General features: G+C 35.3%; 26 protein-coding genes. 14 read left to right on the top strand and 12 right to left on the bottom strand.

The features are described 5' to 3' along the window. The first annotated feature begins 2 nt into the window (after positions 1-2). Positions 3-2,465 carry a T9SS type A sorting domain-containing protein gene (locus IPM14_15830; GenBank protein ID MBK9099546.1) on the top strand — a complete coding sequence of 821 codons (2,463 nt, stop codon included), beginning with the start codon at positions 3-5 and terminating at the stop codon, positions 2,463-2,465. A gap of 89 nt (positions 2,466-2,554) precedes the next feature. After that, positions 2,555-5,398 (top strand): T9SS type A sorting domain-containing protein, encoded by a 2,844-nt coding sequence (locus tag IPM14_15835; protein ID MBK9099547.1) that lies wholly within the window; start codon positions 2,555-2,557, stop codon positions 5,396-5,398. Positions 5,399-5,582: 184 nt separating this feature from the next. On the opposite strand, the gene IPM14_15840 is transcribed toward IPM14_15835, so the two are convergent. The 12 genes from IPM14_15840 to IPM14_15895 form a co-directional block, all read right to left on the bottom strand. Then, on the bottom strand, positions 5,583-5,945 hold the full coding sequence (locus IPM14_15840) for a hypothetical protein (protein MBK9099548.1): 363 nt from the start codon (positions 5,943-5,945) through the stop codon (positions 5,583-5,585). Positions 5,946-6,138: 193 nt separating this feature from the next. Further along, positions 6,139-7,182, bottom strand: coding sequence for a hypothetical protein (locus tag IPM14_15845; protein MBK9099549.1), 1,044 nt, complete (start codon positions 7,180-7,182; stop codon positions 6,139-6,141). 70 nt (positions 7,183-7,252) lie between these two features. Beyond that, positions 7,253-7,684 carry a nucleoside-diphosphate kinase gene (gene ndk / locus IPM14_15850; GenBank protein MBK9099550.1) on the bottom strand — a complete coding sequence of 144 codons (432 nt, stop codon included), beginning with the start codon at positions 7,682-7,684 and terminating at the stop codon, positions 7,253-7,255. A 23-nt stretch (positions 7,685-7,707) separates the two neighbouring features. Continuing rightward, the gene (locus IPM14_15855; protein MBK9099551.1) at positions 7,708-7,920 is read right to left on the bottom strand and encodes a type II toxin-antitoxin system HicA family toxin; all 213 of its coding nucleotides are present in this window, start codon (positions 7,918-7,920) and stop codon (positions 7,708-7,710) included. A gap of 10 nt (positions 7,921-7,930) precedes the next feature. Continuing rightward, positions 7,931-8,134 carry a type II toxin-antitoxin system HicB family antitoxin gene (locus tag IPM14_15860; protein MBK9099552.1) on the bottom strand — a complete coding sequence of 68 codons (204 nt, stop codon included), beginning with the start codon at positions 8,132-8,134 and terminating at the stop codon, positions 7,931-7,933. A gap of 32 nt (positions 8,135-8,166) precedes the next feature. Further along, positions 8,167-9,120 carry a succinate--CoA ligase subunit alpha gene (sucD, locus tag IPM14_15865; GenBank protein MBK9099553.1) on the bottom strand — a complete coding sequence of 318 codons (954 nt, stop codon included), beginning with the start codon at positions 9,118-9,120 and terminating at the stop codon, positions 8,167-8,169. Between the two features lie 148 nt (positions 9,121-9,268). Beyond that, a complete protein-coding gene (locus IPM14_15870) occupies positions 9,269-9,475 on the bottom strand; it encodes a twin-arginine translocase TatA/TatE family subunit (protein ID MBK9099554.1) in 207 nt (68 codons plus the stop codon). 10 nt (positions 9,476-9,485) lie between these two features. After that, positions 9,486-10,217 (bottom strand): phosphoribosylformylglycinamidine synthase subunit PurQ, encoded by a 732-nt coding sequence (purQ, locus tag IPM14_15875; GenBank protein MBK9099555.1) that lies wholly within the window; start codon positions 10,215-10,217, stop codon positions 9,486-9,488. Beyond that, the gene (gene purS / locus IPM14_15880; protein MBK9099556.1) at positions 10,217-10,465 is read right to left on the bottom strand and encodes a phosphoribosylformylglycinamidine synthase subunit PurS; all 249 of its coding nucleotides are present in this window, start codon (positions 10,463-10,465) and stop codon (positions 10,217-10,219) included. Before purS ends, purQ begins: the two co-directional genes overlap by 1 nt. A gap of 12 nt (positions 10,466-10,477) precedes the next feature. Then, a complete protein-coding gene (gene pssA, locus IPM14_15885; GenBank protein ID MBK9099557.1) occupies positions 10,478-11,197 on the bottom strand; it encodes a CDP-diacylglycerol--serine O-phosphatidyltransferase in 720 nt (239 codons plus the stop codon). After that, complete coding sequence (locus IPM14_15890; protein ID MBK9099558.1) at positions 11,198-11,848, bottom strand: phosphatidylserine decarboxylase family protein; 651 nt, start codon at positions 11,846-11,848, stop codon at positions 11,198-11,200. It abuts the gene before it with no gap. Then, a complete protein-coding gene (locus IPM14_15895; protein ID MBK9099559.1) occupies positions 11,849-12,502 on the bottom strand; it encodes a hypothetical protein in 654 nt (217 codons plus the stop codon). Positions 12,503-12,670: 168 nt separating this feature from the next. Between IPM14_15895 and IPM14_15900 the strand changes: the two genes are divergently transcribed. From IPM14_15900 to IPM14_15955, 12 genes are all read left to right on the top strand, one after another. Then, the gene (locus tag IPM14_15900) at positions 12,671-12,997 is read left to right on the top strand and encodes a YbaB/EbfC family nucleoid-associated protein (GenBank protein MBK9099560.1); all 327 of its coding nucleotides are present in this window, start codon (positions 12,671-12,673) and stop codon (positions 12,995-12,997) included. Position 12,998: 1 nt separating this feature from the next. Beyond that, a complete protein-coding gene (recR, locus tag IPM14_15905; protein ID MBK9099561.1) occupies positions 12,999-13,595 on the top strand; it encodes a recombination protein RecR in 597 nt (198 codons plus the stop codon). Between the two features lie 149 nt (positions 13,596-13,744). Then, positions 13,745-14,053: a hypothetical protein gene (locus IPM14_15910; GenBank protein MBK9099562.1), complete on the top strand. Its 309-nt coding sequence runs from the start codon at positions 13,745-13,747 to the stop codon at positions 14,051-14,053. 25 nt (positions 14,054-14,078) lie between these two features. After that, positions 14,079-14,561, top strand: a complete 483-nt coding sequence (locus tag IPM14_15915) for a hypothetical protein (protein MBK9099563.1) — start codon at positions 14,079-14,081, stop codon at positions 14,559-14,561. Between the two features lie 21 nt (positions 14,562-14,582). Next, positions 14,583-15,446 carry a hypothetical protein gene (locus tag IPM14_15920; GenBank protein ID MBK9099564.1) on the top strand — a complete coding sequence of 288 codons (864 nt, stop codon included), beginning with the start codon at positions 14,583-14,585 and terminating at the stop codon, positions 15,444-15,446. Between the two features lie 85 nt (positions 15,447-15,531). Beyond that, positions 15,532-16,173 (top strand): polysaccharide biosynthesis/export family protein, encoded by a 642-nt coding sequence (locus IPM14_15925; GenBank protein ID MBK9099565.1) that lies wholly within the window; start codon positions 15,532-15,534, stop codon positions 16,171-16,173. 41 nt (positions 16,174-16,214) lie between these two features. Next, on the top strand, positions 16,215-17,120 hold the full coding sequence (locus IPM14_15930; protein ID MBK9099566.1) for an SLBB domain-containing protein: 906 nt from the start codon (positions 16,215-16,217) through the stop codon (positions 17,118-17,120). 4 nt (positions 17,121-17,124) lie between these two features. After that, the gene (locus IPM14_15935; protein ID MBK9099567.1) at positions 17,125-18,270 is read left to right on the top strand and encodes a hypothetical protein; all 1,146 of its coding nucleotides are present in this window, start codon (positions 17,125-17,127) and stop codon (positions 18,268-18,270) included. 2 nt (positions 18,271-18,272) lie between these two features. After that, positions 18,273-19,205, top strand: coding sequence for an SDR family oxidoreductase (locus tag IPM14_15940; GenBank protein ID MBK9099568.1), 933 nt, complete (start codon positions 18,273-18,275; stop codon positions 19,203-19,205). Between the two features lie 57 nt (positions 19,206-19,262). Further along, the gene (locus IPM14_15945; protein ID MBK9099569.1) at positions 19,263-20,303 is read left to right on the top strand and encodes a polysaccharide biosynthesis C-terminal domain-containing protein; all 1,041 of its coding nucleotides are present in this window, start codon (positions 19,263-19,265) and stop codon (positions 20,301-20,303) included. Further along, positions 20,300-20,812, top strand: coding sequence for a polysaccharide biosynthesis C-terminal domain-containing protein (locus IPM14_15950; GenBank protein MBK9099570.1), 513 nt, complete (start codon positions 20,300-20,302; stop codon positions 20,810-20,812). Before IPM14_15945 ends, IPM14_15950 begins: the two co-directional genes overlap by 4 nt. A gap of 35 nt (positions 20,813-20,847) precedes the next feature. Next, positions 20,848-22,281: an O-antigen ligase family protein gene (locus IPM14_15955; protein ID MBK9099571.1), complete on the top strand. Its 1,434-nt coding sequence runs from the start codon at positions 20,848-20,850 to the stop codon at positions 22,279-22,281. The last annotated feature ends 5 nt before the right edge of the window (positions 22,282-22,286 follow it).

The raw sequence follows: 22,286 nt of genomic DNA on the forward strand, positions 1-22,286 counted from the left end.
TCATGAAAACTTTTTTGCAATCTTTGTTTTTCTTTTTACTGGCAACTCAATTTTGTTTTGCACAATGGTATCAACAGTATCCAGCATTAAATATAGTAACATTCAGCAATCTATATGATGTTACACTTATTGATGCAAACAACGGCTGGGCTGTGGGTGATAGTGGTACAATACTTAAAACCACTGATGACGGTATCAATTGGATTGAACAGCAGAGCAACGTTACAAATAAGTTAAATGCTGTGTGTTTTATTGATGCAAATAATGGTTGGGCAGTTGGTGATGGCGGCACCATCACAAGAACGACAAATGGAGGCGTTAGCTGGTTACAACAATCACCAGGGGTAAGTCAAAATTTAAATGAGGTTTCTTTTTGTGATGACAATCGAGGATTAGTGGTTGGTGATAATGGTAAAGTCCTTAGGACAATAGATGGCGGCAATAACTGGACTTCACAGACATTAGGTAATTCAATTTCATTTTCTGGCGCATATCTAATTAGTGCAAATGTAGGATGGATAGTTGGTAGTAAAGGTACAATTTTAGGTTCTCGGGGATTAATATTTAGAACTACTGACGGTGGGCAAACTTGGATTGAGAAAGATCTACCACTCACATGTGAATTTTGTTGGGATGTTTTTTTTATTGATGATAACACTGGTTGGATTACTGCTAAGAGATTAGTAGAGGATCGGATTGTTTTAAAAACTACCAACGGTGGTACAAATTGGATCTCTCATACTATCGCTTATTCCTCGTGGTTAAGAAAGATACATTTTGAAGATTTAAATACCGGTTGGATTGTAGGGGATAATGGAGTATTCAAAACTACAGATGGAGGCATACAATGGACACCCCAATCATTTCCTGGATACTTTTTTTGTTCCATTTCTTTTCGTAATACTAGTGTGGGTATAATAGTTGGGGGAGTGGGAACAATTCTAAATTCAACTAATGGAGGTAATGATTGGAGTATTTTATATAATGCATTCACTTACAATTTAAATGCAGTTGCTTTCAGAGATGAAAACAATGGGATAATTGTTGGCTATAGTGGCAGAATGTTGATAACTTCTGATGGAGGATCATTGTGGGTGCCACATACAAGTGGAATATATCAAACTCTTAATGATATTCAGTTTGTTGATGATAATTATGGCTGGGCAGTTGGTGATAACGGTACAATAATAAAGACCACCAATGGAGGTGTTAGTTGGTTTCAGCAAATGGGTGATTCCGTTTTCTCCCTGACTGCAGTTCATTTTATTAATGTAAATATTGGATGGGTAATTGGCGATGTAGTATTAAAAACTACAAACGGAGGGATTAGTTGGATAAACCAATCAACTCCAGCAGGTTCACTTAGAGATGTTCACTTTATTGATGCGAGTACAGGTTTCATAGCATCCGCACAATATTGGGGTGAAGGTTGTGATGGTTCGATTCTAAAAACCACAAATGGAGGGGAGACTTGGAGCGAGCAACCAGTCCAGGATTCTACTGAATGGAATGCATGGCATAGTATTTCGTTTTCAGATAGTCAAAATGGCATTGCAGTTGGAACTAGATGCGAGACTATGTCTGGCTGGGGCGATATATTTCGAACAACCGATGGCGGTGTTAATTGGATATTAGCTTTTGAAAATGATTTCTATAGTTTTTTCTTCACTAGTGCTGCTTCTTCTGATTCAAATTATTTCTGGGTTAGTGGATTTGATTTTTCCAGAGGTAGTGTAATTCTATTTAGTAGTGATAATGGATTAAATTGGACAAGTCAAATTGATTCGGGTTTATATAATAATTCATTAAATGATATCTGCTTTGTCAATTCTACTACAGGATGGGCTGTTGGTGACAATGGTCTTATCCTTCACACAACCAACAGTGGTGTTCCTGTCGAACTCACATCTTTTACTGCATCAGCAAACGGTAAAGAAGTAATACTAAACTGGTCAACTGCAACAGAAACTAATAATCAGGGATTTGAGATTCTTCGCTTTGCTCAGAATGACAATGAGTGGGAAACCATTGGTTATGTTTCGGGATTTGGAACCACAACAGAACCTAAATCATACAGCCACACAGATTCAAAAGTTTCAGCAGGAAGATACACATACCGCTTAAAGCAAATAGACTTTGATGGCAGTTATGAATACTCACCGGAAGCTGAAGTAGTAGTTTCTGCACTGTTAGTATTCTCGCTTGATCAGAATTATCCGAATCCATTTAATCCAAATACGGTGATCAGTTATCAGTTACCAGTTAGCAGTGATGTAACAATAAAAGTTTTTGACATACTTGGAAATGAAGTTGCCACACTTATTAATGATTACAAAACAGCAGGAAAATATGAAGTTGAGTTCAATCAGGCATCCATTAACCCGAACCTTGTATCCGGAATCTATGTCTATCAATTAAAAGCAGGAGAATATTCATCTGTTAAGAAAATGATTCTTTTAAAGTAATCAGGAGTTTGAAGACAGAAGGTATTAGGGGTGAGAAAATGTCGCATCCGAAATTAAAAATTTTAATTATTCATAAATAGGAGGATAGTATGAAAAAGTCATACTTAATGATTGCTGGATTATTTCTTTTACAATTAAACGTTTTTGCACAAACAACAGTAACTAACCTCAACGCGTTTTACCGTGATGGACAGGTGTTTGTCACCTGGGATAATTTAACTGTAACTGGTGTTAGGTATAACTTGTATAAATCACCAGATCCAATCCATTATGGTTTTCAACTTGCATCCGCACAAAATTTGGGTTTAGTCCGGGATAACTCGGCTAGAAATCTCAGACTAACAAACATATTATTAACTGGCACAAGATATTTTAAAATTGATTCGGCAGGAACGCCGCTACCAAACACTAAAGGTTTATTTGTTGCGACCTCTACAGAAGAAGGTTCCTTTTACTATACTGTTACAACATCGGTCGGAGGGATTGAAGATACTACAATAATTTATTCAGAGAATTCACTGTCAGTTCCTGTTGCTGAGACGGTTGCTATACCTCGCCCAGTCTGGCAGGAAACAGCATCTGTAACTGGAAGAGTATTTGAAATATATGTGCAATTTGTTTCTAAAGTAACCTCATCAATCTATCCTCAGATGACTAATGAAGGATCATTCGCCTTCCACTTTGCAATAAACAAAAATGGATTTGTTTCTCAAGATCATCCGGTAATATTTTATATGAGACCTAGTGGAAGAAATTTTCTAGAATATATATGGGGAATTGATGATCCAAATGAATATGTAGTAACGATAGATGACTGGTTACCAAACGGAAACCAATTAGCTTCATTATATTATGGATACCATGAAGATTTTGATATTTTTTCTAATAGTAATCCAATACCTACAAGTGGCACTATTTTCAAATACACTGCTGCAAGAGTCGAATTTACTGTAAACTGGTGTTTAAACAATTTACCGGTGGATACAACAAAAGTATATATGACAGGCTGGTCTATGGGTGGAATTGGTAATGTAGTAAATTTTATTATGGTACCCGAAAAAATTGCAGCTATTTTTATTTCTGCTCCAGAATTTAATATGGCGACCTCTCCTTTTTCTTACGCAAATCAATTGTGGGGAACGTTGGCTACAAACCTACCAACAAACGAAGATTACACGAGGAATGAGAGATTAAATTCTTGCTATATGATTACTGAGAAAAAAAACACCTCAATTCCCGTTATGTACACTTTTTGTGGGAAGAATGATGTAAATGTTGGCTGGACTGAAAAGATAGCTTTCTACGATTCAATGAATAATTCTAATCACGGTGGTTTCCACTTTTGGAGTCAAACGGATCACCAAAATGTTTATACTCAATGGGTCCCAAACTTTCCAAACTTCCATTTCCTTATTCGATATAGTACTAACGTTTCTTATCCGGCTTTTTCAAATTGTTCATTCAATGATAATCCGGGTAATGGTTCGCCGACGAACGGAGATCCAATAGGAAGCATTAATGGTTATCTTGACTGGACAGACGACATCATAGATTCGACGGACCGCTGGGAGGTTAACTTGTTTGTGCACGATCTAATTACTACACAAGGCACATTAGCAGCGCCAGATTCAGGAACTACGGATATTACACTCAGAAGATTACAGGAATTCTCTGTTTCGGTGGGTGAGACGGTATTTTGGGAAAATTATCAAAATAACCTTCTTGTTCAGCAAGGATTTTTCACATATACAGGAAATTTAATTACTATCCCCGAAGTCAAAGTATATAAAGATTCAAGCCATCTTAAAGTATTCACATTAAACACTTTTCAGCTAGCAGTTGAAATAGCCAACGGTTGGAATATGGTTTCCATTCCGGGCTTGCATCCAACAGATCAAAATGTAGACACCTGGTGGGCATTCAGAGATCAGGGTGCAAACGTCTTCAGATATGCTGGCGGATATCAGACTGTAACTGATGCAGTACCAGGCACAGGTTATTGGATGAAACACTCAGGAGCCAGAACCTATAACACAGGAGACGAATGGCCAGCAGGTGGAATACAGATAGTCCCACACGCTCCGTTAACAGCAGCTTCAGGCTGGAATTTGTTTGGTGGATATGAGCTAAGTGTAACAGCAGCTAACGTAACAACAAATCCTCCTGGATTACAGAGTGGGCCGATCTATAAGTATTCAGGTGGATACTCACCAGCAACAACATTGGATCCGGGATTCGGTTATTGGATTAAGCTGACAGGGGCAGGACAGATAATCATACCAGAGACTATGGCAAAAGGTGAAGTGGTAGAATACTTCCCGGAAGATTGGGGAAGAATAGTACTGACAGATGCGGCGGGTAGAAGTTATACACTATATGCAGCAAACATTGAGGTTGATCTCAATTTGTATGAGTTGCCACCAGCACCACCAGCAGGAATGTTTGATATCAGATATTCAAGCGGAAGAATAGCCGAAGACTTGAATAATACTCAAGCTATTGAGATGAGTGGGGTAGTTTATCCGTTAAAAGTAAAAGTAGAAAATATGGATATAAGACTTCAGGATGAGACAGGAAAGATCTTGAATGTCAATATGAAGGATGGGGAAAATGTAATAATTGATAACTCAACTATCACCAAACTGATGGTATCTGGAGAACTAATTCCTTCGACCTATTCACTTTCACAGAATTATCCGAATCCATTCAATCCAACAACCAAGATTCAATATTCGATCCGAGAAAAACAATTTGTAACGCTTGTCATTTACGATATACTCGGCAGTAAAGTAGTAACACTTGTGAATGAGGAAAAGACAGCAGGGAAATATGAAGTTGAGTTTGACGGAATCACACTACCAAGCGGAGTTTATTTCTATCAACTCAAGGCAGGTTCATTTGTTGAAACGAAGAAGATGTTATTGTTGAAGTGAACAAACAACATTGTAGGGGCACAAAATTTTGTGCCCCTACGAAGGTAATGTGAGAAAGGGATTGATTCTCCCTCGCTGATACTACGGTAGACAAGTTTGTTGAAGTAAAGAATATATTCCTCTCAAAAAAAGGTCGGGATAAAATCCCGACCTTTCAGTAAAGTACTAGTAAAATTTTATTGGATCACTCGTAACTCATATTCTCAAGAAAGAACGTAACTTCCTGGTGTGTTAGTCTTACACTCTGTGTGGAAAAGTTTTTTGTTTCACCCGGTTCAAGTCTGTCGATTCTTGCTTCAACAGGCTGAGCATTGAGTTTGTAATTTAGGACAATATTCGAGACTGGATTATCGCTCACATTTTTAACTGTTCCCTGAACAGACCCAAATCTGGAAGGAGATAATGCAGGTGCATCAATATCCATTGAATGCTGCGTTGAGATGGATTTATCAGCAGTTATCTCAAGCACTTCTTTCTTTTCAAATACAAATTTATAGACCAGGAATCCTGCTGCAACAAGCAAAATAAATACGAATAACTTTTTCAATTTTTTCTCCTGAATGATTTTTAGTCAGTTGCATCAAATATTTAACCAGTCTTATAAGTCGAAAAGAATTAAAAATCGAAATATTTGTAAAGAAAAAAGGAGGAACATCGCAAAATATTCCTCCTAATTATTCAGAAAGGTAAAACACGCAGACTCCTCAAATTTATCAAGCCAATATGATCATAAACTTTTGTTAAAGCAGCTCCAGAATGTTTACATTGGAACTTTCTTCTTTTGCACGTGCTTTCTTAATACCTTGTTCCATTTGATAAGCATTTTTCATTTCCGACTGCGACCTGCTTTTTTGAATTCTTCCTTTATCAAGGTTGAAATAGATTTTACCGTTAGCTGTGGAAATTGGTTTCTCAAATTTATAACTCACACCCTGCTCAGTGAAACTTGATTTACCATTAACATTAGTTTTTATTGAGCCGGATATAACAGCGATCTTATCATCACCAAGCATTTCAAGATTATCTATTTTGTACTTGTTTTCATAATCGACTTTAAAGACCATTACCTGCAATGATTCACGCTTATACGACCAGGTCGAGTCTTTTGCCATTTTATCAGCCGGCACCTCACGAAAGATCTGAGAAAGAATTGGTTTAATGGAACTGTTTGTCAGTTCCTGTGAAACCATTACCTTTTCCTGAGCAGTGAGTGAATCAGCAAGTTTACGCAGCTCAAGAAACCGATTTATAATTTTATCAATCATATAAATGTCTAAAATCTCACCTTGCTTTCCTACTCTGATATTAAACGGATTATTAATGTAGGATTCGTACTCTGCAAATCTGATTCTATCAGTTGTATCAAGTTCAGTTCCCGATTGATAAGTAATATCTCTTCCTTGCGCATTAGCTTTTAAGTTTATTGAACTAAAAGTGCATTGTAGTTCAGCAACGCTATCTTTATCAACGCTCAAAGTCTTAAAATTAATTATGAATATTATTGTCTGGCCCATCTTATCATTCATAGTGCTGTCGGTAACGATACTCTGAGATCTTTCAGATATAGTTGTTAATCTGTACCTGAATGATTCTCCCGGAATAAATTTATATCTCATGAAAAAATATTGCTCTTCTGCATTATCAATAACAGTGGTTTTCAGAGATGTACTATCAAACGAGAAAGTAATGTTCTCCTGCTCTTTATTATCCTGTTGTTTATTCTCTTTAGAACATGAAAGAATGAGAGTGAGTGATAGTAAAATGATTATAAAAATATTTTTCATTGGTTTTCCTGGAAAAATTCGAATTGCAATTAATTAATTTTAAGCGAAAATTCTGAAGAAAAATTTAATCTCATTCTGAATAATTGTTCAGTAATTCATCTTTTGAGAAGAAATGTGAGATTTCTTTTTCAGCATTTTCATCGGAGTCGGATCCGTGAACAGCATTAAGCTGAATATCAACCGCATAAAGTTTGCGAACAGTTCCCTCAGCGGCTTTTTTTGGATCAGTTGCACCAATAAGTTTTCGGTACTCCTCAACTGCATTTTCTCTTTCAAGTGCAATCGGAACACAAGGGCCTGAAGTCATATAGGCTACAAGATCTTTGAAAAAATGTCTTTCCTTATGCACAGCGTAAAATCCTTCAGCGGAAGATTTTGTAAGATGCACCATCTTCATCGCTTTAATTTTAAATCCGGCTTTTAAGATCATTGAAATTATTTCGCCTGTAAATCCTTTTTGAACTGCATCAGGTTTAATGATAGCTAAAGTTTTGTTACCCAATTTTTCTCCTAATTAAATATGTCTTATAATAGTTTTAAAAATTCCTCGGTCTCGATTCGTGCTTGTTTTAAGATGTGAGACAAAGTTGATCGTTTGACAGGTGTATGAGCTGGAACAGTAATCTTTAAAAGTTCACCCGGAATATGTTTATGCATCCTGATATGACTTCCTTTTTGCCTGACTACCACCCATCCATTTCTTTGAAGTGTATTAATGATTTTAAAGTATGGAAGGATGTAACCTTTGTCATAAGTTAATTTCTTTAATAATCACATCGCTTAACCCGGCAGTATCATCCTCGATTGGTTCAAGATAAAGTTCTATGGCTTCAATTATATTATCTATTGCTTCTTCAATTGATTCACCTTCACTGATGCACCCGGGAAGAGATGGGACATAAACTGTATATCCACCTTCATCACTTTTTTCGAGAGCAACTTTAACTTTCATTTAAGTCTCTTACTTTATTTTTCGAAATATATTTATTTCTTTTTCTTCTTTATCGAAGATCTTTTTGTCAATGTTTTTTTCTTTGAAGAAACTTTTTTGGCAGTAGTTTTCTTCTTCTTTGAAATTGCTTTAAGCATTGTAATACCAATCTCTGCAGGATTTTCGACTACTTGAATACCGGCTTTCTTCATTGCTGCCATCTTTTCTGCAGCTGTTCCTTTTCCTCCGGAGATTATTGCACCAGCGTGTCCCATTCTTCTTCCTGGAGGTGCGGTTCTACCTGCGATAAATCCAACAACTGGTTTCTTCACATTTTTTTTGATGAACTCAGCAGCTTCTTCCTCAGCACTTCCGCCGATTTCACCAATCATTACGATGCCTTTTGTCTCGCGGTCTTCATTAAATAATTTTATGATATCAATAAACTTTGAACCGATCACGGGATCTCCGCCAATTCCAACTGCCGTTGATTGACCGAGTCCAACATCGACAATCTGCTTTACCGCTTCGTAAGTCAATGTTCCACTTCTTGAAACAATACCAATATTTCCTTTTTTGTGAATGAAGCCAGGCATTATTCCGACTTTTGCTTCTCCGGGTGAGATAACTCCCGGACAATTCGGACCAACTAACACTACACCTTTTTCCTTTATTGAGTTATAAACTTTTATCATATCCGCAGCAGGTATACCTTCGGTGATGCAGATGATTACTTTTATTCCTGAGTTCGCTGATTCGAGTATTGCATCTGCAGCAAATGCCGGGGGGACAAAAATTACAGAAGTATTAGCTTTAGTTTTCTTAACTGCATCTGCAACAGTATTAAAGACCGGAACACCAAGATGCTCTGTCCCTCCTTTACCTGGAGTAACACCTGCAACTACTTTAGTTCCGTAATCTATCATTTGCTGAGTATGAAATGAACCTTCACCGCCGGTGATTCCTTGTACTAATAGTCTGGTTTGTTTATTAACAAGAATGCTCATAAAAATTTATCCCTGATTGGTGTAGCATTTAAAAATTTGACTGACAAATTTAAGAAAATGAAAAGACCTGTCCTAAATGAGATGGAAACAATTGCTGGAAGTTCTGCCGCGTTAGTGGAGAAGGAAGATAGCTACTTATTACTAAATATTATTTTGAATCTTTTTTCTCGTCTATTTTTTTTGAATCGGTATCTGCAGATTTTATTTCACTCTCAACGTCTTTAAGTCCCTTTTTGAATTCACTCATACCTTTGCCGATACCACGTGCAAGTTCCGGAATTTTTTTTGCTCCAAAAAGTAGTAATACAACCAGAACTATTAGAATTATCTCGCCTGCGCCTAAATTACCGAACATATTAAACCTCTCAATTAAAAATATTATTTACTAATGATTTGAAAATAAGACTTCCGTCTGTTTTTCCCAAGACCGGATCACTGCTCCTTTCAGGATGAGGCATCATTCCCAACACATTACCTTTCTTATTCATAATCCCGGCAATATTGTTTACCGAACCGTTTGGATTGGCATCTGCAGTTATTAAGCCGTCGCTTGAACAATACCTGAACACGATCTGCTGGTTTTCCTCAAGTTCATTCAATGTTCTTTGATCGGTAAAGTAATTTCCTTCGCCGTGTGCAATCGGAATTTTTAGAACACTATTTCCATTGATTGCTTTGGTGAAATTTGTATTCATATTTTCAACTTTAAGATAAATGTCTTTACACACGAAGTTTAAAGATTCATTTCTGATCATAACTCCGGGAAGCAAACCAGCTTCGAGCAATATTTGAAATCCATTGCAAATGCCTAAAACATAACCACCGCCATTTGCGAACTTGATCACCTCGTTCATTATTGGAGAGAAGCGGGCGATTGAACCTGTTCTCAAATAGTCACCATAGGAGAAACCACCGGGAAGAATAAGAATATCACAATCTTCCAAAGAAGGTTGCTTGTGCCAGAGAAAGACGACATCCACATCAATAATTTTTCTAAGCACATAATAAGTGTCGTGGTCACAATTAGAACCAGGAAAAACAACAACTCCGAATTTAGGTTTACTTCTGCCGGAGGCGAATTTCGTTTCACTCAACATTATACCTCTTCAAGCGTAAATTCATAATCTTCCATAATCGGATTTGCGAGAAGTTTTTTACAATATTCGTTGACTTCCTGTTCAGCAGATTTCCTGTCGGAAGTATCCACATTGAACTCGATGAATTTATCAATCCGTGTATTTTTGATGTTCGTGAGTCCAAGATGTTTTGCACCAATTTCGACTGCTTTTCCCTGAGGGTCAAGTATGGTTTTTCTTCTTTTAATAAGAACTTTTGCTTTGAACATATTTAATTAATTTTAATTGGCAGAAGGTGATGTAATCAATTTGTAAAGATGCCGAAAAATACCAATCACTATCATGAAAACAAAAACAAGGAACAATCCTTTTGTATACATAAAAATTACAAGCAGGACTGCAATCAATAAGAAAATAAAATGAAATGGTTTTTCCTTTATACTTTTCAGGGAAATTTTCGGAATAACTTCATACCTGATATTACTTACCATTAAATATGAAAGAACAAGAATCAATGGTGCGATAAAATCAGACATTGGCTTTGTAAAACCTTCATCATAAAAAGCAAGTATGAACGATGCAATTGTCAATGCTGCAGATGGGATTGGTAATCCAAGAAAGAAAGATTTTGAGAATCCGACAAGCTGAATATTGAATCGGGCAAGTCTGAAACCCCCGGCAATTAGCGGTAAAGCACTAATAATAATTCCCCAGGTATTCATCGAATAAAAAAAAGTTTTATAGAGAAGAAAAGAAGGTGCCGCACCAAAACTCACAATATCCGAAAGGGAATCAAGTTCCACCCCCAGTTCACTTGACGAGTTGGTTAATCTCGCAACCATTCCGTCAAGCGCGTCAAAAACGGCCGCAACAAAAATGAGCCAGGCAGCGTAGTTAAAATTTCCTTCTGAAGCACTGAGTATTGAGAGAAAACCGCAAAACATATTCATTGCGGTAAAAAGATTTGGTATTACAGAAGGAGTAAGCCGGGGTCGGTTCATTTATTTTTTTACTTCAAAGAGAATTGTTTCTCCGGCATAAACATTATCGTTCATATTCACAACCGGAATAAAGTTTGAAGGTACGAAAATATCCAGCCTGCTGCCGAATTTAATCATTCCGAATCTTTCACCAATCTTTACTTCATCACCTATCTTTAACTCATTAACAATTCTTCTGGCGAGAAAACCAGCAATCTGAGTAAAAAGTACTTTGCCATAACTGCTTTTAATTCCAGTTTCCATCCTTTCATTATTTTCGGATGCTTTATCCTCAAAAGCAGCAATGAATTTCCCCTCATGATATTTTAAATGTTCAACTTTACCGTCAATTGGTATTCTGTTTACGTGAACGTTCAGCGGCGACATAAAAACGGAAATCTGGTTACAATTTTCTCCGACAAAATGATTAAAGATATTCTGCCTGATGACAATTACTTTCCCATCTGCCGGAGTAATAATAATTCCTTTTTTTGTAGGAATTTTTCTTTCCGGATCTCTAAAAAAGTTTAATGTTAAAAATAAAATTGCCGCGGCAATGATGATAATCAAAATTTTCAGAGGGTTACTTTGAATAAAGAAACTTAGTGAAATAAGAAGGAATACTATTACAGTAACGATTCCAATGGTTGTGTAACCATACTTTGTGAACATCTATTCTCCGCTTGTCAGTTTAACTAAGATGTCGGTATATTTTTTCATCTGTGCAAAAGTTTCAATTTTATATGGATTGGGCAAAGTGTCTATTTCTGTGTTATCAATTATTTTCATACTCATTGGCGAAAAATCACCGATCAAAAAAATTTTACCTTCAAATTTACCAAATATGCATGTCAGTTCAACGAGTGAAACATTTCTTCGCTCAAAAAAAGATTTAACAATCGCATTGATCTTGGAACATAGTCTGTAAATGAATTTTATATCGTCATAAGTTGAAAGATTAAAAGAGATGAGATGGCTTTCGGTTACAATTGTATCCTTTGAATCACCATAGTGTAACTCCTGTACCGGGAGTTCAAGTTGGGATAAATTTTTAACAGAAAATAATTTTGAGATTCTTTTATCAGCATTGTTCAATATTTTAACTCTGAAAGGGAGTTCAGTAACTTTGATAAATTGCAAATTGTATTTATCAGTACGTTTCTGGTAGGCGCTTGGGATGTTATAACCCTTCAGGTAATCAAGAAAAAAAGCGTTTAAAGATGCTGTTTTTTCTCCGAAACCTTTTGCAGTTATTTTTTTGCTTTTCTGATTAAGAAAGACGTCTTTATAATCAATCAACTTAAATTCTGTTTCTGAACTTGCCATTTTTACCATATGATTTTCCAATAAACAATTTTTACGAAATTTTTATTCTTCTTTGTAAAACTTGAAAATTAAGTTAGGAATTTTACGTATATAAAGTCAATCAATTGTAGTATATTTGATTAAATTTTAACAAAAAAACATTTACTTGACTAATATCGGAGGAATTTAATGAAGGGCGGAATGCAAGCGATGCTTAAACAGGTGCAGAAGATGCAGGAAGAAATGCAGAAAGTGCAGAGCGGACTTGGGAATCTTACAGTTTCGGAGGAAGCTGGCGGAGGTATGATTAAAGCAACAGCGAATGGAAATCGAGAAATTATATCTATTGAAATTGATCCGCAGGTAATCAATAAAGACGAAAAAGAAATACTTGAAGATTTAGTTGTGGCTGCAGTGAATAAGGCGATTTCTTCAGCAGCAAAATTGGCTGAAGAAGAAATGGCTAAAGTAACAAAAGGAATGATTCCACCAGGCATGAACATCCCGGGATTATAAAGTGCAAATTGCTGAACCTCTTCTAATCGCAATTGAAGAATTGAGCAAGCTGCCCGGTATTGGTAAAAAAACCGCACAAAGACTTGCAATTCATCTTCTGAAATATGAAACTCTGCAAGTTGAAAATCTTATCACTGCTTTACAAAATTTAAAGTTGAAGCTGAGATTCTGTTCAAGGTGTTTTAATATTTCTGAGGAAGAACTTTGCAACATTTGTAAATCAGAAAAAAGAGATCAATCAATATTATGTGTGGTTGAGGAAGCAAGCGATGTTCTGGCAGTTGAAAAAACACACGAATACAGGGGTTTGTATCATGTACTTGGCGGCGTACTCTCACCACTGTCAGGAATTACTCCTGATTCACTTCATATAAAAGAGCTGCTTAGAAGATTTGAAGAGGAAGATATTCAGGAAGTAATTCTTGCTTTAAATCCTGATACCGAAGGTGAAACTACTTCTTTATATCTTGCTAAATTACTTAAGCCGCTTGGAGTGAAAGTTACGAGAATTGCTCGTGGACTGCCTATTGGTGGTGATCTTGAGTTTGCAGACGATGCAACAATTGGTCGAGCGATTTTAAATCGAAGCTCATTATGACACGGCAAAACACTGGATTGATAATGACTATTTTTTTGAATCAGTTCGATAATACATTGAAATTAGAATTATGATTTTTTGGAAGAAGCAGGTTTTACAATTATCGATAGACTGGGTGAATATTCCGGTAATATTTAAGATGCTGAATCTTGAACGGGAATGATTATTTTTGCAATCAATATTTTAATAATTTATTAAACAGGTCACCAGATGGCGTCCCGATATCGTTGTCATTTTCTGAAGAGGTTTATGATATTAGGGCGGACAGCTCATTATACTCTGCTAAGTATTCCATCAGTGTCCCGGTGCAGAACTCTGATCCGGAAATCTATCAGGGAAGTCTGAAGTTCACAATGACAAGAGATATAAATTCAGCCTGGATAATTTACTTCTGGGAAGATATTGCTATTCAAAGTGCTAAAAGCTGGAGCGAATTGAAGATTGAATTTTATCTCTAAAATAAAATTATTAATCATCTTCCTGATCTTAGCTGCTCTTGTTTCTGGCTGTACAAATCCATTCGCGCCCAGACTTGATACTGATTTTGACAGCGGTGCACCACCAATTTCCGATCAGACTACAATCGAAGGTGTATTTCAAAATTTCCAATATGCTTATACTTTTAAAGATACGCTTATCTACGGTAACCTGATTACTTCAAACTTCACTTTTACTTACAGAGATTATGAAAATGGTTTCGATGTTAACTGGGGAAGGGATGAAGAAATGCGAACTACCTATGGTCTATTCCAGAATTCAGAGAGGCTTGATTTGATCTGGAATAACATAGTTCTGAGCACTATCGATACACTCGATGCAAATATCGTCCGGAGTTTTAATCTTAATATTACCTTTAATCCAACAGATGTCGTGAGGATTGATGGCAGGGTAAATGTGTCATTAGAAAAAGATCCCCAAACACAAAAATGGCGGATGACACGCTGGATTGATGAATCTAATTTCTGAGTAACTTATAGAAAATTTAGAATGCTATTATTTTATTTTAATGAAGCTCTTCGTTCCATAAAATCAGCAAAATCTTCTTTTATCCTGACAACCGTTAGTTTAACAATAAGCGTTCTGTTGATTTTGTTCAGTTATATTACACTTCAGGTATCTGATTACTATTCCAATAAACTGAAATCAAGCATCAAAATAAATTTATTCCTTAAAGAGCCTTTCACTCCGGCTATTCAGCAGACGACTTTGTTAGAATTGACTGAAAAAGAATTTATCGATTCGGTTGAATTCATCAGCAAGGAACAAGCCGCGGAGCAATTCATAAAAGAAACTGGTGAAGACTTCAAAAAGATTCTTGACTACAACCCGTTACCCGCATCTTTTGTTGTACGCATAAAAGATTCACATGCCAATAACGATTCACTGAATTCAATTATAAAAAATCTTTCCGGACTTCAATTTGTTGATGAAGTTGTTTTCAGAGAAGGCTTTATTTACAAAATGCTCAGCTATATCGAATCAATAAAATTTTATTTATTTCTTTTAACAATTATGGTTTCTCTTGTTGCTGTTTATCTGGTATATGCAACCATAAAATTAATTATTAATTCCAGGATGATAGATTTTGAAACAATGAAACTCGTGGGAGCTAAACTTTCAACTATTAAAATTCCGGTTATGCTCAACGGGATAATTGCGGGGATGATTTCCGGTATTATTGCATATTTAACTTTCATGTTTTTTAGGGATCAGATAAAACATTTAGCATCTTTAAAAATTCTGATTGAACATAAATTACTTACTTACTATGCGATCATTTTTTTTACCGGACCTGTGCTGGTTTTCATTGTATCGGTAATAACTCTCAGAAAAGTTTCATTAAAAATTTGATGAAGCTTTAATATTTCATAATTTAACAATCAATTTAGATGATTATTTTTATTGTCTATATTTCTTAACACATCCTGAAGATCTAATGAAATTTATTTTTGCATTTGTCCTCTGTTTTAGCGGGTTATTTTTAATTACAATAACACCGCAGCAGCTGCCGGATTATCCTGAAAGGCTGGTTCCTGACAGTATGTATCAAAAGTTTTCATCACCCTCAGCCAGAATCGCAACGGAAGGAATTATAAATCCGGATGAGTATAAAGTTGGACCAGGTGATAAAATATTTATATCGATCAGTGGTGTAACTGAAATTGTGAATACACTCATAATAGATCAGGAAGGCTGGTTTTACATTCCAAGAGTAGGTGGTGTTGATCTTCGTAATGCAACACTTAAAACTGCAAAAGAAAAAATATCAGAAGCGATTTTAAAGTATTATAAAGATGTAGATATTTTTATCTCTCTGGCAGATTTCAGGATGATTAAAATCTCACTTGTTGGAAATATCAAAAAACCTTCAGTATTTGTATTACCTGCCAATTCACGATTAATGGATCTTGTTACTAATTCAGGTCAATTGAATGAAGATTCAGATATTAGAAATATTAAAGTTATCCCAAAGGAAGGTGAGACAAGAACTTTTGACCTTCTAAGTTTTTTAAGATTTGGTGATTTTTCTAACAATCCTATTTTAGTCGAAGGTGATGTGTACTCGTACAAAAAGTAGATAAGGTAGTTAGAATAAGTGGTCAGGTTCAGTTTCCGGCTTTGTATGAGTATCGTCCTGACGAAACAATTTTGGATATGATTAATCTTTCAGGTGGATTTTTATACGATGCACGAAAGGATACCATTGAGCTTATCAGATTTCTTGAAGATGGTGAAACACAAGTCAGCAATTACTATTCTTATGATGATTTAACGAATGCCGATATTTTATTGCAAAATAAAGATCACGTTGTCATCAGAAAAATCCCGGAATATTTAATTGATCATTATGTTCAAATTAATGGGTATGTTCGATTTCCCGGCTGGTATAAAATCAATAAAAACGAAACTAGTCTAAAGCAAATCATTGAAGAAGCTGGTGGATTTTTACAGGACGCTTCTTTAATCGAGGCCTCATTGACAAGAAAGATGGATGTTGAAGAAACTGATCCGGAATTTGAAAGACTTAAATTAATTCCGATAGAAAACATGACAGAAGATGAATATGATTACCTTAAAGCGAAATCTAGACAGCATTCCGGGAGGGTTGTTGTGGATTTTGTAAAACTCTTTAAGCAGAATGATATGCTTGAAAACATCCTTTTACATAAAGATGATATTATTAATGTTCCTGAAAAGAAAGATTACATAATCATGCTTGGTCAGTTTGTAAATCCGGGTAAAATAGTCTACGAACCTTCACTTACAATTCAGGATTATATCTCTTTAGCAGGTGGTTTTGGCTGGCGAGCTTTGGAAGGTGATGTTAGAATAATTAAAGCAAAAACAGGTGAATGGATTGATGCTGATGATGTGGATAAACTTGAAGCAGGAGATACAATCTGGGCACCCGAAGATCCACCAGGTCCAAAATTCTGGGATGTTTTTACAGATGCATTAACTGTTGTCGCACAGCTTGCAGCGATTGTAGCCGCTTCTGCAGCAGTAATTGTGGCAGTGAGGTAACATTATGACTTTTCATGACATTATTCACGTTTTATTGATCAATTGGAGAGCAATTCTAAAATATACAATTGGAAGTGCTGTAGTTATCTTTCTATATCTTTTTATAATCTCTCCTGTAACATACAATGCACCAGTCACAATTCTTCCTCCACCGGAAACTGATCAAATATCCGGATTAGGTTCTTTACTTTCAGGAAGCGGTGTTGGAGATTTTTTAACAGGGAAATTTGCACCCGGCAATTCACAACTTTTTCTTCAAATACTTAAAAGCCGTACTGCAGCAGAATACGTAATTAGAAAAAATAACCTTCTTGATTTTTATGGTGAAGACACTGAGTATGAAGCGATTAAGAAAATCAATAAAAATCTGAATTTAGATTTGTCGAAAGAGGGAATTATTACACTATCAGTTAATCTATCCTCAGGATTTTTACCAAAAATATTTTCAGATATTGACTCCATAAAAATTCTTGCAGCCCGTGTTTCAAATTCATATGTTGAAGCATTGGACAGCATTAATCGTGAGAAAGTTTCATACCGTGCAAAACGTGCTCGGGAATATATTGAATATCAGCTGGTTCAGACTAAGACTGAGCTCGATTCGGCAGAAGCCAAATTGATGGAATTTCAAAAAGCAAATAAAACAATTTCTTTACCTGAACAGCTCACATCTGTTATCGAAAGCGCAGCAAAATTAAAAGCAGAAATGGTTAGTACTGAAATCGAGATTGCCTTGCTGGAACCAAATTCCAGACCTGATAATAAAAATTTATTAGCTCTGAAGAAGAAATTAAATCAGCTTCAACAAGAGTACGATAAATTTGATATTGATTCGGATGATTATCTTGTAGCCTTCAGCGATGTACCTGAACTAGGTATGCAGCTGTCAAAATTAGTACGAACAGTAAAAATTAAAAATGAAGTTTATCTGTTGCTTCAGCAGCAGTATTACAAAGAAAGAATACAGGAGAACAGGGATGTCCCGACAATTGATATCCTGGATGAAGCAATACCTCCAGAAAAGCATTCATCGCCAAGATTAATTTATAACACAGTAGTTGGATCTGTTTTTGCTCTATTACTAGTCTCACTAGTGTTCATTGTTAAAGAAAAAAAACTCTCACTCTTTAAAATCGAAAAGGACAATTAGTAATGCAGACAGCTGTGGTTACCGGCGGTGCTGGCTTCCTGGGTTCACACTTATGTGATAAATTACTCAGTGAAGGAATGAAGGTTATTTGTATTGATAATTTGATCACGGGAAGTACTGATAACATTTCACATCTCGCGGGAAATGAAAATTTTTCATTCATTAAGCATGATATTACTAACTACATATTCATTCCTGGTAAGGTCGATCATATCCTTCACTTTGCATCTCCTGCAAGTCCAATAGACTATTTGCAATTACCTATTCAGACTTTAAAAGTTGGATCTCTTGGAACTCACAAAGCATTGGGTTTAGCAAAAGAGAAAAAAGCCCGATTTCTCCTTGCCTCAACTTCTGAGGTTTATGGTGATCCTGAAATCCATCCGCAACCTGAAGAATATTGGGGTAATGTAAATCCGATTGGACCCAGAGGGGTGTATGATGAAGCAAAAAGGTTTGCTGAAGCACTGGTTATGGCTTATCAGCGTTATCATAATCTTGAAACAAGAATTGTCAGAATATTCAACACCTTTGGTCCGAGGATGAGATTAAAAGATGGGAGGGCCATACCAAATTTTATTATGCAGGCCTTAACCGGACAGCCCATCACAGTTTATGGAGACGGATCACAAACACGAAGTTTTTGTTACATCACTGATCAGGTTGATGGGTTATTCAAATTACTTATGTCCGATGAAAAAGAACCTGTGAACATTGGTAATCCGGAGGAAATACCTTTATTAGACATCGCCAAAGAAATTATAGAGTTGACTAGTAGTAGCAGTAAAATAGTCTTTGAAGATTTGCCTGTTAATGATCCAAAAGTAAGACAACCAGATATTACAAAAGCCAGAACAAAACTTGGGTGGGAACCAAAGGTAAATAGAAGACAAGGATTAGAAAAAACTATTGAGTATTTCAAAAAGCTTGTTTGATAATTCTGAAATTAACCCACATACAAATTTTCAGTTAAGTCGTTCCTATCATCGAACATGAGTAATAAATTCACTTCTACGATCGCCGGAGCATCGATTTTTATTTCCATACTTGGATTAATCAGCAGAGGTCTCGGCTTTATTCGTGAAATGATTTTTGCTAATAACTTTGGATTAGAAACAGAGTTCGATCTCTATCTTGTTGGTGCTGTCCTGCCAATTACCATTAATACTGTTTTGCTGTACATCAGTCAAAATTATTTTATCCCTGAATTTCAAAAAGTTGGTTCTAGCCAATCTCAAAAATATTTCAGACAGTCAATTCTCATATTTACCGTTGCTGGTTTGCTATTTACCTGCCTGCTATTTCTTGCCAGTGAAACAGTAGTAAACTTTTATATGCCATCGGCAGATTTGAACAGTCAGGAGACTGCGATACTGGTATTTAGAATATTTTTAATTACAATTCCGTTTTCAGCTGCGATCTCAGTTCTATCAGCATTACTACAAAGCTTGTATGAATTTAAATATCCCGCAATCTCAATTTTATTTCTTAATATCTCCATTATCATTCTTCTGATTCTTTTTTCTGACCAATATGGAGTATACATAATTCCTGTAGGATATGTAGCAGGTACAATATTGCAGTTTCTTTTCCTGCTGTCTAAGTCCAGAAAGTTTTTAAAGTTTGACTTTCGGTTAGATAAAGAAGAGCTAAATATCTCCAGATCAATATTGAGTTCATCGATTGTCATAATAATACTTATTGAATCTATGAGTCAGTTGTATTCAATATTTGATAGATACTTTTATGGACAAATTTCAGCAGGTGGCATAGCCTCACTGAATTATGCGTTAATAATCTGGTTCCTTCCGGTTTCCATTTTTTCTATTTCATTAGCTACTGCTGTTTTCCCGGTAATTACTAAGGCGATCAATGATGATTCTCACGGTGAGATCGAAAAAATTTATAACGAAAGCATATCAATGAATGTATTTTTATTCGTGCCTTTAGCGTTCATTCTTTTTTTCTATGGTGATGTTCTTATAAAAATATTTTTTGAAAGAGGAAAGTTTGTAAAAGAAATACTGAAATGACTTTTGGTGTTTTAAAGTTCTATTCGATAAGTCTTGTATTCTATTCAGTTTATGCTGTTTTCAATAAAATATTTTACAGCATTAAAAGTGCAAACATCCTGCTTTATATTACAGGGGGAGGCGTAATATTAAAACTATTATTAAACTTTGTATTAGTTGAATACCATCAGGATGGACTTGCTTTAAGTACGAGTATTAGTTTCATATTTTTCTTTTCGGCGAGCTATATTTTTCTAAATAAAAGATTAAAGATCAAAGAAAGAACACTTTTTATAAGGGATTTTCTGTTTCACATAATAAATTGTATCATATGTTTTTTAGTGGTTACCATTTTTTCGAATTTATTTTTTGGAAATGTATTGTTTAATGAGCTATTCAAGATTATACTGTTTATAAGTTTATTTATTGTTAATATTTTAATAATAAAGCATAAAACTTTAAATATTACTCAACGAGTGTTCAATCGTTTTAGCCCACTTAATTATTTAAAGCAAGGCGCTGAAGCCTGAAGAAGAAATATTATACTGATAATAGAAATTGATTGATGAATAAACTGATAAAAATATTTGATGCAGATTTCCAAGACCTACAGTCTTTGTTTTTTATCTCATTACTTTTAAGTATTCCAGCGATTTTGCTTGGTGAGTACTTGATTATTGGAATCCCATTAATAGTTTTACTCATGCTTACCTTAAGTCTTGGAGAAAGATTTATCATAATAATAATTATTGTATCTTTATTCACACTTGTAGGAGAAGTTAGTAGAACACTCAGACCAATAGTGTATGTTGTAGATTTTAGCTTGTTAGGTTATTTCTTCCTCAAAAAATATGGACTGAATTTCGGTGCATATCCGCAAATACCAAAATCTTTACAATTGTTTTTGATCTTATATTTTACAGTTATGATCGTTTCTTCAGTAATGTCAAACTATCCGGCTGCTGTAATAAATGTACTTGGAAGACAGATAGCCTTGTTTGTCATTGCATATGTATTTTTTTCATTAATTAGTTCCATAAAGGATCTGAAACTTTACTTCAATTCTATATATATCGTAGCTTTTATTTTAGTTAGCTCTTCATTAATTGCTTTCTCAAATGGGGACGTAAGTCTACTGGATATATTTTCACCAAATCGGCCGCGAGTTTCAGCAATCATCACTAATATAGAAGCATCAACGAACTTTTATGTCGTTTCTTTCCCATTGCTGATATGTACTCTCCTTAATAAGAAAAATTTTTCAGATAAGAAATTAGAATATTTTCTACTAATATTTTTTGGTATTGGTCTGATACTAACTATGTCTCGTTCTGCAATTATCGGAATTACTTTTAGTACAGCAATGATATTTTTTATTCTCGTGAGAAAAAGATTTTATCAATTGCTCTTTGGTATTATAACAATAGGTATGATGTTTTTACTTCTTCAACCTCTAAATGAATTGTTATCCACTTTTTTAAGAATTGAATCCGGCATGAGCGCAAGAGATTACATTTGGCAGATGTCTATTGATATGATAAGCGACCATTTTATATTTGGTGTGGGTCCTGGGGCATATCAATATGAAATGTTCAATTACTTTCCTTATATGTTAGATGATTGGTGGGGCAGGTTGTTCATATACTTCTATGAAGTTACAGGCGGAGCAAATTTATCACATAATTTTTTTCTAACGTTTTTTACTGATATGGGAATTTTAGGATTATTAACAGCTGTTTTTCTGCCTATTGTCTATCTTCGTATTGGGATTAAAACACTGAGAAAATATAAAGCTGATTTACCTGAAAGATATTATTTTATCGTGGGATTATTTGCTGCCGGGTGTAGTATTATCATTAGAAACTTGCTTAATAGCATCGGACTCTTGTATGTTGGAGGTATTCAAACTGATTTGCCTTTCTGGTTAATATTTGGTAGCCTAATTTACTTCTATCGAATTCCTTTGAAATCCTCTGTTACTACTGCATTGAATAACTGATCATT

The sequence above is a fragment of the bacterium genome, from assembly GCA_016716565.1.
Taxonomy (GTDB): Bacteria; Bacteroidota; Ignavibacteria; order Ignavibacteriales; family Ignavibacteriaceae; genus IGN2.